Origin of the sequence: Desulfosporosinus youngiae DSM 17734, from assembly GCF_000244895.1 — a bacterium.
GTDB lineage: Bacteria > Bacillota > Desulfitobacteriia > Desulfitobacteriales > Desulfitobacteriaceae > Desulfosporosinus > Desulfosporosinus youngiae.
In genome coordinates this window covers 25,562-38,962 of sequence record NZ_CM001441.1, presented here as the reverse complement: position 1 = coordinate 38,962, position 13,401 = coordinate 25,562, and the positions used below count along the sequence as shown (strand labels likewise).

Below are 13,401 nucleotides of genomic sequence, written 5' to 3'. Positions count from 1 at the left end.
TTTCTCAGTGGCATCTCGCGGTGGAATATCTTAATTACTTACTAAGAGTTCTTCGATAATCTCAGCACCGCGTTCGAGTGCTTTGAAATTCAATTCCCGAAGCTTTGGATTTTGCTCAAACTTATACCCCAGTTTTGACTCTAATGCCTTTCGGGCATCTTCTAAGCTTAGGATACCTGTCGCCTTGAGGGTAGCACCTAAAATGATAACATTAAAAACCCGGGGATGAAGCTCTTCATTCGCTGTTTTTAAAGCGGGAATTGCCAAAACCCGCTTTGCATTCTGAGGCAGATATTCATCAGCCCCTTCAATGGAAGCCTCATAAACAAAGATTGTCTCCCGGCCGACATACTGTTGACAGCGAACAACAGCACGCTCACTTAAAGCAATGACAATGTCTCCTTTTTCGAACTTTGGCGCACCTATTTTATCCTCCGAGATCTGACAAAATGCTATGGAAACTCCACCCCGTTGCTCTACTCCAAAGTTAGGAATGTAGAGAGCCTCTTTTCCTGCATCATTAGCAGCATTCGTCATAATTTGGGCTACGGATTGAACCCCTTGACCACCTTCACCTGCTAAAGCAATTTTAATGACTTTTGCCACGTTACCTACTCCTCCTTCTTCGTGGGAACCTTAAGTTCTCCGACTTTAAAGAATTTAGGCATTTCCTGCTCTACGAAATTCCAGGTATCCTTAGCATTCGTGCTCCAGTTGGTTGGACAAGAGGAGAGAATCTCCACGAACGAGAAGCCATTGCCTGCTATTTGATTCTCCAGGGCACGCTTAATGAAGGTCTTAAGCTGACGGACATTAGCCATTGTTCCACGAGCGACATAGGCCCCTTCACGAACTATGGCGGCCACCATTTCCGGTCCTTGCATTGGATAGCCGGTTTTATCAATATCACGCCCATAGGGAGATGTCTCTGTTTTCATGCCAGGCAATGTGGTCGGTGCCATTTGACCGCCCGTCATTCCATAGTTAGCGTTATTGACGACAATAACGGTAATTCGTTCATTTCTCATAGCAGCATTAACTAAGTGCTGGGATCCAATGGCATAACCGCCGCCATCCCCCATATAGGCAATCCCGATCCGATCCGGGCGGGCACGTTTGATTCCGGTAATAACCGGTCCTGTCCGGCCATGATGGGTTTGAACGGTATCACAGTTAAAGAAGTCCCATGTAAGGAGCGAACAACCAATATCGCAGCCAAAAACTACTTTGTCTTGAATTCCAAGTTCGTCAATTGCTTGCCCAAGACCTTTCAAGACTAATCCATGACCACAACCGGGGCAAAACTTATGAGGTTTTGTTTCTTGCCTCCATGATTTCGGCATATTTAATTCGACCGTCATAATAAATACCTCCTCCCGTACAAACTAAACAGTGGTTTTAAGTTTCTCGACAATTTCTTCGCTCGTAATTCCCACTCCGGGTTTGAATAATGTCTCAATCGGCACAGTCTGACCATAGATGCTTTGGGTTACAAGGCGGTAGAACTGTCCCTCCGCAGACTCTGCTAAAAAGATACGTTTTGCCCCGTCTAAAGCCTTCTGAAGCGCCTGAACGGGAAATGGACGCAGCGTAACCGGTCGGAAATACCCTGCTTTAATTCCCTCTGCACGCAATTCCCGCACCGCAACTTTTGCAGACCGGCTGACAATACCATGCGTAAGGACGATAATCTCGGCATCTCCGCAATCAAATTCTTCATGTTCGGTAATTTGAGGCGTCATTTCATCATAGTCTTGCTGATACTGCTTGATCACCTCATATAGTTCTTCTTCAGTATTATAGGTATTGCGCAGGAGTGAGGGATCACGGTCAACTCCAGGCATACCAGGTTGTCCGACTAAAGGTTCCGGCTGAACCATTTTGATTCCCCGGGACTCCGGATCATAAATCATTAAGGACTCCCGCATTTTAGCCTGATAACCGTCCCCTAACACAAACGTTGGAAAACGATATTTCCAGGCCATGTTAAACGCTTTGATCGTATAATCAAAGAGGTCCTGATGTGTTGCTGTAGAGTAGACAATGCGGTGTCCTTCTCCATTACCGCCATAAGTTGTTAAGTTAACCTCTTGTTGGGAGTAAATAACCGTCGCGGTTGACGGTCCTCCACGTTGTTGAATTACCATAACCGTCGGAATTCTCATGGCCTCCGCCATGGAAATTGGTTCTTGCATTAGAACGTTTCCAGGTCCGCCTGTTGCAGTAAAGGCTTTGGCTCCCGATAATACTCCTCCCAACGTGGTGAAACCTGCGGAGAGTTCATCCTCTGTTTGTAAAAACTTTTTATCAAACTTCGGAGCTAAACGTGTCCAATAGTGCATAACTTCGTTTTGAGGGGTAATAGGATAGCCGTACATGATATCCGCCTGGGCAGCCAGCGCAGCCCATGCACAAACTTCATTACCCGTCATAAACGCTCTTTTTTCTCCCTCAATTGGTTTTTTTACTTCCATAGTAATTTGCACCTCCAAAAATTCCGAAAGAAGCTCTATGAACAATAATCTTCTGAAATAGGATGAAGATTACCAAAAGGCGTGGGGCATAAACCGTTTAAGATAACGAACAGGGTGCCCTAACCCATCACTTAAGCCTAATTGTGCACGAAACTGCTCATCCGCAGTCGTCGCAACGACAGGAATGTTTAACGCTTCACCCACTTTAGACACTATCAACGCCCCTTCTTGTATGAAGGAAAGGGACGTTTCCTCTCCTAAGTGAGAATTATTAATCAATCCGTGTACCGGTCCCAGTTCACGTGCATAGTCCAGCATATCCTGATAGGTACCCGTTAATGGACGGCCAAGATTAAGCACTAACAGAACCATGAGGTCCGGGTCCTCCCAAGCTCCTTCAATAATATTCAGAGTCTTTGATCCTTGCACCCCATACCCGATATCTATGATAATGCTCCCGGGGCGCTTGAGTACCCACCTCATGTCCGGGCGGATAACTGAACCGGCTTCTCCTAATCCCATGGTTTCTGAGGTCGCCCAAGCCACAACATCAAGCCCGAGCCGCATGAGTTCATCACGAATTGGACGTAAGGTATAGGTGGGTTCAACGGTATCTAAATCTGCCAAAGTAATTGGCTTTTGAACCTCTGAACTATGTAACAATTCCAGCGCTCTATTCACCGCACATTCACTTTTTCCGCTCGCATATTCTCCCACATATGCTTCAACAATCCGTCTCAGGGTCTCACCTCTTTGTTGATTTCTAAAGTATTTGGCTACGCAAAAACAAAATTTGGGGAACTACTGTTAAATAGTTCCCCATGCACACTTTCTGTATACTTATCTTTAGACTATTTTATTGAAAACTTTGCCGGCATCAAATCGCGGATGATGGTCATGGCTCGGACAGGACGTTCGAGATTAGACACCACCACGGATGGTATAGGTTCCTGACATCGTCTAAATTCCTAGCAGTTGTAATACAGATAGGGCTAAAACTCCGGGAAATCCTAACAATCCTACAAGTACAATTGTAAATAGATTAATTGGAATATCAAAGCCTATAACACTTAATAGTATGTTGAAAAGCCATAGTCCAACAATTCCGCCTAGAATATGTATTAAAACCTTAAGAAATACTCGGGGTTGTCCTAGTGACGAGCGAACTATTAATCCCAATAAAATCAGGAATAGTCCTAAAAAAACAAAGGTCATGGAAATCCTCCTTTGCCTATTGCGTAGTACATCATATGCGCGTATGGACAAAGTAGAACTAATTGCCGGGGCCTTTGTAGTAAAAAAAGAGAGCAGGCTAACCTGCTCTCTGATCTATATAGCTATTTTACAATTTTAGTCCCACTTTTGCTCAGCAAGACGCTTGTATGAGTCATAGCGTACTTTTGCATATTTCTCAGCACCCGCAAAGAGTTCCTCCGCACTTTCCGGGAAGGTATTTAATAAGGAGGAATAACGAACTTCACCCATGATGAAATCACGGAAGGATGCACTTGGCTCTTTGGAATCTAAGCTAAATGGATTCTTACCTTCATCAATAAGATCTGGATTGAAGTGATATAGATGCCAATAACCAGCCTCAACTGCTTTCTTCGCTTCCTGAACACTCTTGGTCATGCCGGCTTTAAGACCATGATTGATGCAAGGAGCATAAGCGATAACCAAGGAAGGTCCTTTATAGGCTTCTGCCTCTTTCAAGACTTTGATTGTTTGAGCCATGTTAGCACCTAAAGCGATCTGTGCAACGTATACATATCCATAGCTCATAGCAATCATACCCAGGTCCTTCTTGCGGATTTTCTTACCGGCAGCGGCAAATTTAGCAACGGCTGCTCTGGGAGTGGACTTGGAGGACTGTCCGCCTGTATTGGAGTAAACCTCGGTATCCATAACAAAGATATTTACATCATCTCCGGAAGCTAAGACATGGTCTAAGCCGCCGAATCCAATATCATAAGCCCAGCCGTCTCCGCCAAGAATCCATTGTGATTTCTTGATGAGATGATCTTTCTTAGTCAGGATTTCTGTCAGAACCTTATTGTCTCCAGCATATCCATTTAGTCCGGCAAGGATTTTAGCTGCTGCGGCTTTAGAGGCATCAGCGTCATCCCATCCTTTGAGCCATTCCTGGAAAGCTTCTTTCAGATCAGCACTAATATCCATTTCCAAGGCTTCTGTCATTAATTTAAACAGTTTTTCCCGCTGTTGGCGAACGCCCAAATACATACCATAACCGAACTCAGCGTTGTCTTCAAACAAGGAATTTGCCCAACTGGGTCCTTTACCTTCCTGATTCGTAGTATAAGGTACGGATGGCGCACTGCCGCCCCAGATCGAGCTGCAGCCGGTAGCATTGGCAATCATCATTCGATCGCCGAATAACTGGGTTATGAGTTTAACGTAAGCAGTTTCTCCACAGCCTGGGCATGCACCGTTAAACTCGAGTAAAGGCTGAGCAAACTGACTGCCCTTAACGGTTGTCACATCGAAGAGATTACTCTTATTTTTGAGGGTTACAGCATACTCCCAATTGGCAATTTGTTGTTCCATTTGTTCAGCGGCTGGTTTCATAACCAGAGCTTTAACCTTGGCCGGGCATACTTCAGCACAGTTTCCGCATCCTGTACAATCCAAGGTACTCACTTGCATACGGAATTGCAGCCCTGCAGCTTCTTTACCAATGGCTTTCTTACCCACGAAGGACTCAGGAGCATTTTTGGCCTCTTCTTCGTTCATTAAGAATGGACGAATTGCTGCATGCGGGCAAACATACGAACATTGATTACATTGGATACAATTATCGATCTGCCATTCAGGCACGATAACACCAATACCACGTTTTTCAAAAGCAGCCGTTCCGACGGGGAATGTTCCATCTTCACGTCCTAAGAACGTGCTTACCGGGAGACTGTCCCCTTCAAGAGCATTCATCGGACGAAGAATGTTCTTAATGAAATCCGGTTCTTCGACAGCCGCAGCAGCCTGAGCCTGAGCGTTGTCCGCATTTTCCCAAACAGCCGGAACTTCTACTTTGACCAGGGAAGATACACCCATATCGATAGCCGCAATATTCATATCAACGATGTTTTGACCCTTTTTACCATAGGTTTTTACAACGGAAGCTTTTAGATAATCAACAGCTTCTTCCACAGGAATCACGTTAGCGAGCTTAAAGAAGGCTGCTTGCATAATCATGTTGATGCGGGAACCAAGACCGATTTTACGAGCAATGGAAACGGCATCAATGATGTAGAAGTTAGCTTTGGATTTGGCAAGAGCTTGCTTCATAGAAGCCGGAAGTTTTTCATCCAATTCTTCTGGCGTCCACTGACAATTCAAGACAAAATTTCCACCTTGCTTGAGTCCTTTTAAGAGGTCATATTGATTGACATAGGTCTGATTATGACAAGCAATATAATTCGCGCCGGTTACATAATAAGGGGACTTAATTTGCTTTTTGCCAAAACGAAGATGGGAAACCGTGATTCCGCCTGATTTCTTACTGTCGTATTGGAAATAGGCTTGAGCATAAAGCGGGGTGTGATCCCCAATGATCTTAATGGCTTGTTTATTAGCACCGACTGTTCCATCAGCACCTAGACCCCAGAACTTACAGGATATGGTTCCTTCGGGAGCAGTGTCAATGATTTCATCTTCTGCTAAGGATTTATTAGTAACATCATCGATAATTCCAATGGTAAAACTATCGACTGGGTTTTCAGATTTAAGATTCTTATAGACCGCTAATACTTGGGATGGGGTTGTATCTTTGGATCCTAAGCCATAACGGCCGCCAACAACCAATGGTTTGATATCGCTTGTATAGAAAATATCCTTAATATCCAGATAAAGAGGTTCGCCCGTAGCACCAGGTTCTTTGGTACGATCAAGAACTGCAATACTCTTAACTGTTTTCGGTAATACTTTAAAGAAGTAATCGCTGGAAAAGGGGCGATATAAGTGAACCTTAACAACCCCGACTTTTTCCCCTTTTGCTACGAGGTAGTCAACTGTTTCCTCGATCGTATCACAAATAGAGCCCATGGCAACGATAACGTACTCTGCATCCTCCGCACCATAGTATTGGAAAGGATGATATTCACGGCCAGTGAGTTTTTTGTATTCCTGCATATAGTGTTCGACAATGTCTGGAATAGCATCATAAAAACGATTAGAAGCTTCCCGGCCTTGGAAGTAAACGTCCGGATTTTGAGCTGTTCCACGTAGAACCGGATGTTCGGGATTTAAAGCTTTGTCGCGGAAAGCCTGTACTGCATCCATATCTAAAAGCTTGCCAATTTCTTCATATTCCGGAACTTCGATTTTTTGAATTTCATGAGAGGTGCGGAATCCGTCAAAGAAATGAAGGAAAGGTACTCTGGATTTAACCGTAGCCAAATGCGCAATAAAGCCTAAATCTAAGGCTTCTTGAACATTATGAGAAGAAAGCTCTGCAAATCCTGTGGCACGTACTGACATAACGTCTTGATGATCCCCAAAAATTGATAAGGCATGGGTTGCCAAGGCACGAGCGCTGACATGGAATACGCAAGGCAAAAGTTCGCCGGCAATTTTATACATATTAGGGATCATTAGCAGTAAGCCTTGAGAAGCGGTATAAGTGGTTGTTAAAGCCCCAGCCTGCAGGGAACCATGTACTGCTCCAGCAGCTCCAGCCTCAGATTGCATCTCGACAACCTTAACTGTTTGCCCAAAGATGTTTTTACGTCCATGGGCAGCCCATTCGTCAACTAATTCGGCCATTGTAGAGGATGGAGTGATAGGGAAAATAGTAGCGACTTCCGTAAACGCATATGAAGCGTGAGCGGCCGCCTCATTCCCATCCATGGTTTTCATTTTTGCCATTAATTTTTTCCTCCTAATCATGTGATTAATTTAATTTTAGGACTTCATAGTTAAGGGTCTACTTAAACCAACGATCCCTGTTTCAATTCCACTTAAGGAAGAGAAAATCAGGCATTAAAAGATTGAATTTTTACGAAACTGGTACAAAAACATGCTGAGGGAACGTATTCAGGTCTTGCCTGAATAGTCCCCCTTTGACACAGTATAACTTCAATTAATATACTGGTCAATATATCTGACAAGTTTAGTTTTTCACAAATAGGGACTTCTATAAAAATAAACCCTAAATTTAGACTAAAACTTCAGACGGAGGTTCATCTCCATCTGAAGTTAGGTTCTCTTATAAATCTCTTCGTCCTTCCAACGCTCGTGCAATCGTAATCTCATCAGCATATTCTAAATCTCCGCCTACAGGCAATCCATGCGCTATTCGGGATACCCTTATTCCCATAGGCTTAAGTAACCGGGCTAAATATAAAGCGGTTGCTTCTCCCTCAACAGTAGGGTTCATCGCCATAACAACTTCTTTTATTCCATCTAACCTTTTTAAAAGCTGATTAATGGTCAATTGCTCAGGGCCAATACCATCCATTGGCGAGAGAACACCATGCAGAACATGATATACTCCTTTAAATTCCCTGGTCTTCTCCAGAGATATTACATCTCTGGGATGCTCAACAACGCAAAGAGCAGTCTGATCTCTTAAGGTATTTTGGCAAATAGCGCAAGGGTCTTGATCTGTAAAGTTTGAACAAATCGAACACTTCCTGATATCCCGATTAGCCACTACAATAGCCTTTGCTAAATCCTCGGAAACTTGAGGTTGTTGAAGCAGATAGAAGGCTAGACGACCTGCTGTTTTAGGCCCAATACCAGGTAAGCGGGCCAAGCTGCTGATGAGATCTCCTAAAGGCTGTGGGTATTTCAAAAAGTCCATAAATCACCTAGAACAATCCGGGGATTTTTAAACCGCCAGTCAGTTTACCCATTTCATTGCTGGTCATTTCCTGAGCCTTCCTTAAGCCTTCGTTTAAGGCTGCTTTAATCATATCCTCGAGCATTTCTACATCCTCCGGGTCGACAGCCTCAGGCTTGATCTTTAACTCGACCAATTCCATTTTTCCGCTGACAACAACAGTTACCATTCCTCCACCGGAAGAAGCATCCACGGTTTTGGTTTGTAGTTCCGCTTGCATTTTAGCCATATCTTCCTGCATTTTCTGGGCCTGTTTTAGCATCTGGCTCATATTACCGCCCATACCGCCACCCATTCCTTTGAAACCAGCCATTTTCAAACACTTCCTATCTCTTGTATTTATTCACTCTGAGTTTATAAACTCATCAGAATTATCTGCTTCTGAAAACTCAGTTAGTCTGAACGCGCAGACAGTTTTAGTCTCTTACCACCACAAGATCCGCGCCAAATATGTCTTTGGTTTTATTAATTAGGTCCTGTTCTTCCAAGTTTTGAGTCTCTGGATTAGGTTCAAATTCATTTTCCATGAAATTTTGTAAGGTCAGAGAAGTGCCAAACAATTGTTTGAGAACCTCTTCAACCGTCTGCCGATTTTCAGCTTGATTGACTTTATCCTTATGAAAGGAACACCCTTCCCGAAAAAGAATGGTTAACGTATTTCCTTTAAGCTGGGCCGGCTTTCCTTCCATTAAAAAGGCTTGAGTGGATTTTTTGCGTTTTTTTACTTGTTCCATAACCTCATTCCAGCGTGCCTGGATAACTTCTATGCTTATATCAGGCTTGTTTTCTGAGGCAATGTTCTCTAAACGTATGTCGTCCTTTGAATTCACTGTTTTCACTATATTATTTGGTATATTCGTCCGGCCCGTTTTGGCACTAATGAGAGGCTTACTCTCAGGAACCTTCTTGGGGACGGCCGCTGCATCTTGAATCTGTTGTTCAAGTACGGACAGCCGTCTTAGGATTTCTTCCTGATCATTAGTGTTTGCCGGCTGACTTCCATGAATCGTCTGAACCAGCAAAAGTTCTGCTGCCAGTCGGGCATTTGACGCATATTTAAGCTGACCTTCACCTTGCAATAAGATGGTTATCCAGCGCAAAATACGAGAAATTCCAATTTGCCGGCTTTGTCCAATCAGGCGATCTTGAATATGGGGTGCTGCCGCAGGCGTCTCTCCCGTTGCAACCGTCAGAAGCATTTGACGCAGGTAATCTAATAGTTCTCGAATGATCTGCCGGGGGTCTCTTCCTTGCTGGATGCCCTCAGATAATAAACCCAAACATTCAGAATAATCCGATGACGAAATTGTATCTATTAACTGGGAACTATAGGTCTCACCGACCATACCCAGGACCAGATACACCTCTTCAACCCCGATTGGATCATCCTGTAAAAGGCATTGATCTAAGATACTCAGGGCATCCCGAAGTCCTCCTTCCGACTTTTGGGCAATCACTGTTAAAGCACCCGAATCTACCTGCCGCTTTAATGACGAACACACATCGGCCAGACGCTTTTGGATATCTATAACCGGAATTCGATGGAATTCAAAGCGTTGTACGCGTGAAAGAATTGTTAAAGGTATTTTTTGAACTTCCGTCGTAGCTAAAATAAAAACAACTTGAGGAGGAGGTTCCTCTAACGTCTTAAGCAAAGCATTAAAAGCCTCTGTAGTCAACATATGTACTTCATCAATAATATAAACCTTATGTTTCCCTTGTATCGAGCTTAATTTTATAGTTTCCCGTAAATCCCGTATTTCATTGATACCGCGATTTGAAGCTGCATCGATTTCAAAAACTTCTATTGCTGAACCATGGTCAATACTGACACAGGAAGAGCAATGATTACAGGGTTCTTGACCATTTCGTTGCTCGCAATTTAAGGTCTTAGCCAGAATCTTAGCAGCCGTCGTTTTACCGGTACCTCTCGGACCGCTGAATAGATAGGCATGGGCAATCCTGTCCTGCTTTAGGGCATTCATCAAGGTTTTGGTAATATGCTCTTGACCAACAATGTCTTTAAACAACTTCGGACGCCATTCACGATAAAGCGCTAAATAAGCCATGCTTTCACCCTCGATAAATAGAGTGTATCATATATAAAGAAAACCCGGCTTCGCCGAGCCTTAAACGCATACTTTCGATTGAGGCGAACCGTTGGTTGCCCTTATGCTTAGAAAGTATATAACGCAAGTTTATACTTTCTGATAGTACAAAAAAGATGGTACTTGACCACCTTTATCTCTTTATTAAATAGCCGTACACCCTTGATCGAACCATCACCTCCGAACGTTACCTTGATCGGCAACTCGATTCAGGCAACCTTACGGCACACAAAACGCTCTCCTTAGTGCTGCTTCCGTCAAGATCTGACACGGTTCGAAGTGTTCTGTTGCGTAAGACCCAAATCTCATTGCTGCCTTACAAGGACAGCTTCACAGGTGTGGACCTTTCTTGGGAATTCCACCTTGCTAGAGCGGGCTGCAAGTTACAGGGAACCGCTACCTCCCCGTCTAGTACGGCTAAAATCAATTATATCAAACTCCAGGAAACTTGGCCAGCGCCCGCGAAGACACTGTCTTCGCACGAGATCAGAACCGCCATGGATGCATGCCATAGTTTTAAAAGAGCCGAAGTTAAATACTTTGGCTCGAAACCATCTAAAATGGCGGAGAGAGAGGGATTTGAACCCTCGACACCGGTTACCCAATGTACCCGCTTTCCAGGCGGGCGCCTTCGACCACTCAGCCACCTCTCCAAGTGTTCTCCAAACAACAAAACAATATTGTTTTTGACTAATTTAGTGAACAAGAGAGATTATATCGCAAATAAACACGCACGTCAATGGTTAAAGGGCTGTAAATATATGTATCGTTGAATTTCTTTGCTTAAATTAGCTGATCATTGACTATTTTCTCCTTAAATATCCTACAGTATGCTTTTTATCATGGATAATTATTATCTATTTGACACTGCCAAAAATGAACTTTCACCAAATGAAAAGAAGCAAATTAAGCAACGTTTGACAAATGAAATGGCGAAACTAGGATTTTTTAATATGTAAATTCTGAGGATCTTTAATTTCTAATGCCAAATTATCCGGTTTAAATAAACGGCTATCTCCTAACTTAATCGCTAGAGTTATTTTTACGACTCCAAATACAATGTGAGATAAAAAGGTAGCTAGAGCATCTTTAGGTTTGACAGGGAAAATGGAAGTGGCACCAATCCTGGATGAAACTCCATATAAAACCGCCCATTCAGCAGCACCTAATCCGGCCCCTTTCAGGACACTCTTATCTTTACCCATAAGAGTAAGCCAATATATACAGGTAACACCCAATCCCATAGCGATCATATTATCGGCAATTATACCTACTGCTTTTCCATAGGGCGATGCCATATCCGATTTTTTCAGAAAAATCCCCGCGGCCGTTGAGTAACCATTACTTTTAGAAAAACCTATTTTGTTAGAAATCTGTTCCACCGTAATTTTCGCAAGATTACCTCCCAAACCAGATATGGCACCTAACCAAAATCTGTCCGTAATCTTCTTCAATGTAGTTTCACCTCTCATATCTGTATCTTTAATACGTTAGTTAGTTTTTCCATAAGTTACATTATATATTACCTCCAAATTATGCTAGAGAAACCATCGCCGGCATGTCAAAGGGCCTTTTACACTCCGCATGGTTGATTTTTATTATAATATCTTAATTTTCATTTGCATTCTTACCTTTAATACTATAACAGTGTATGGTACCACAGAAAGCATTAGGATTGTATTTGCTTCTTCAATTACAGCTATATTAATGATCTTTCCAGTATATAGGCTTTTGAAACATAAGAATTCGTCAATATTGCAAAAAGTAATCGCTGCTTTTTATGGCATCACAATGGTTTCTACCTATGAATACCATTGTACAGGGCCTGTATTGACTTGCTCGGTTCGATTCCCAATTCAGTTTTAAATAATTCCCGTACAGCCTGATAATGGGTGACAAAGGTAACCTGGTTCTTTTGAACAAAGTAACATTTTAATAGCAGTTCATGGGCAACTTCGCTAAAAGGGAACTTTTCCAGGATATTTTGAAGGATTCTTTCGGCTGCGGCATAATCATTTTTCGTCATGTAGTATCTTGCCATGGAAAATGCCAGTTTATAATATTTTTGAGCATATGCTGATTTTTGAGGCAAAGACCACAAATAGCCGTTATCCTCCAGGTAATCGCCCTTATATAATAAAAGCGCTTTTTCATAGGTTTCTACTGTACCCTCCTCAACAGGCAGAGAGGAAGATGCATAGGACTCAAACTCAACCGTATCAATACCTACTTGGGGAAGACTCAGCCAATAGCAGCCATTGATAAAACTGAAATCAAACTTGATATTGGCTGACGATAAAACCTTTTTCATCTTATAGATGGTTGTATGTAATTGAATATCCACCTTTTCCGCATTATATTCCGGCCAGAGGGCTTCACAGATTCTCCATTTAGGAACTTCCCTATCCAGATTTTGCAGCATATAGGCAAAAAGTTCTTCCGCCTTGGAAGTGCGCCATTTAACGGGACGCTTACTTGCAGCTCCGTATACCAGGAATTTACCGAAGCAACAAATTCGCCCATTATCTGGAGGCTTATGCTCAGAGCCCGCTGACAGACCCTTTCGTTTGATCAGGCGGGCCACTGTTTGCTCGATATCTTCAAAGGTTAGTGGTTTTAATAAATAATCTAACGCGTTAACCCGGAAGGCATTCAAAGCATATTGATCATAAGCGGTTACAAAAATAATTTCAACATCACTGATGATTGCCAGAATATTTTCAGCTAACTCCAGACCGTTTGTTTCCGGCATTTCAATATCCAGAAAAGCAACATCCGGCTTTACCCTTTTTAAGCTGGCTAAGGCATCCGCCGCACTGAGAAAGCTGTCAATAACCGTTACCTGTCCGGTTCTTTCAAGCAATAGCTTCAGGACATTGATCGCCGGTTCCTCATTATCTACAATAATTGCTTTTAACATAATGCACTTTTACCTCCTGAAATAGATTATTATGAGAATTGG

At 42.9% G+C, this 13,401-nt stretch carries 11 protein-coding genes, 1 tRNA gene and 1 other RNA gene; all 13 read right to left on the bottom strand.

Features of this window, described 5'->3' with window-relative positions:
* Nucleotides 1-30 precede the first annotated feature (30 nt).
* Nucleotides 31-606 (bottom strand): 2-oxoacid:ferredoxin oxidoreductase subunit gamma family protein, encoded by a 576-nt coding sequence (locus DESYODRAFT_RS00190; RefSeq protein WP_007777895.1) that lies wholly within the window; start codon nt 604-606, stop codon nt 31-33.
* 5 nt (nt 607-611) lie between these two features.
* Entirely contained in the window at nt 612-1,361 is a 750-nt protein-coding gene (locus tag DESYODRAFT_RS00185) for a thiamine pyrophosphate-dependent enzyme (protein WP_007777893.1), read from the bottom strand.
* A gap of 24 nt (nt 1,362-1,385) precedes the next feature.
* Nucleotides 1,386-2,474 carry a 2-oxoacid:ferredoxin oxidoreductase subunit alpha gene (locus DESYODRAFT_RS00180; protein ID WP_007777890.1) on the bottom strand — a complete coding sequence of 363 codons (1,089 nt, stop codon included), beginning with the start codon at nt 2,472-2,474 and terminating at the stop codon, nt 1,386-1,388.
* A 69-nt stretch (nt 2,475-2,543) separates the two neighbouring features.
* Nucleotides 2,544-3,155 (bottom strand): hypothetical protein, encoded by a 612-nt coding sequence (locus tag DESYODRAFT_RS00175; protein WP_242833520.1) that lies wholly within the window; start codon nt 3,153-3,155, stop codon nt 2,544-2,546.
* A 279-nt stretch (nt 3,156-3,434) separates the two neighbouring features.
* Nucleotides 3,435-3,689: a pro-sigmaK processing inhibitor BofA family protein gene (locus DESYODRAFT_RS00170; RefSeq protein WP_007777885.1), complete on the bottom strand. Its 255-nt coding sequence runs from the start codon at nt 3,687-3,689 to the stop codon at nt 3,435-3,437.
* Nucleotides 3,690-3,824: 135 nt separating this feature from the next.
* Nucleotides 3,825-7,355, bottom strand: coding sequence for a pyruvate:ferredoxin (flavodoxin) oxidoreductase (gene nifJ, locus DESYODRAFT_RS00165; RefSeq protein ID WP_007777884.1), 3,531 nt, complete (start codon nt 7,353-7,355; stop codon nt 3,825-3,827).
* A gap of 340 nt (nt 7,356-7,695) precedes the next feature.
* Nucleotides 7,696-8,292 (bottom strand): recombination mediator RecR, encoded by a 597-nt coding sequence (gene recR, locus DESYODRAFT_RS00160; RefSeq protein ID WP_007777882.1) that lies wholly within the window; start codon nt 8,290-8,292, stop codon nt 7,696-7,698.
* 7 nt (nt 8,293-8,299) lie between these two features.
* Nucleotides 8,300-8,644, bottom strand: coding sequence for a YbaB/EbfC family nucleoid-associated protein (locus DESYODRAFT_RS00155; RefSeq protein ID WP_007777880.1), 345 nt, complete (start codon nt 8,642-8,644; stop codon nt 8,300-8,302).
* A 103-nt stretch (nt 8,645-8,747) separates the two neighbouring features.
* Complete coding sequence (gene dnaX / locus DESYODRAFT_RS00150; protein ID WP_007777878.1) at nt 8,748-10,400, bottom strand: DNA polymerase III subunit gamma/tau; 1,653 nt, start codon at nt 10,398-10,400, stop codon at nt 8,748-8,750.
* A 191-nt stretch (nt 10,401-10,591) separates the two neighbouring features.
* Nucleotides 10,592-10,856, bottom strand: an RNA gene (gene ffs / locus DESYODRAFT_RS26855) — signal recognition particle sRNA large type.
* 144 nt (nt 10,857-11,000) lie between these two features.
* Nucleotides 11,001-11,092: transfer RNA gene (locus DESYODRAFT_RS00145), tRNA-Ser, on the bottom strand.
* Between the two features lie 285 nt (nt 11,093-11,377).
* Nucleotides 11,378-11,893, bottom strand: coding sequence for a hypothetical protein (locus DESYODRAFT_RS00140; protein WP_007777876.1), 516 nt, complete (start codon nt 11,891-11,893; stop codon nt 11,378-11,380).
* Nucleotides 11,894-12,237: 344 nt separating this feature from the next.
* Nucleotides 12,238-13,359: a response regulator gene (locus DESYODRAFT_RS00135; RefSeq protein WP_007777874.1), complete on the bottom strand. Its 1,122-nt coding sequence runs from the start codon at nt 13,357-13,359 to the stop codon at nt 12,238-12,240.
* Between the last annotated feature and the right edge of the window lie 42 nt (nt 13,360-13,401).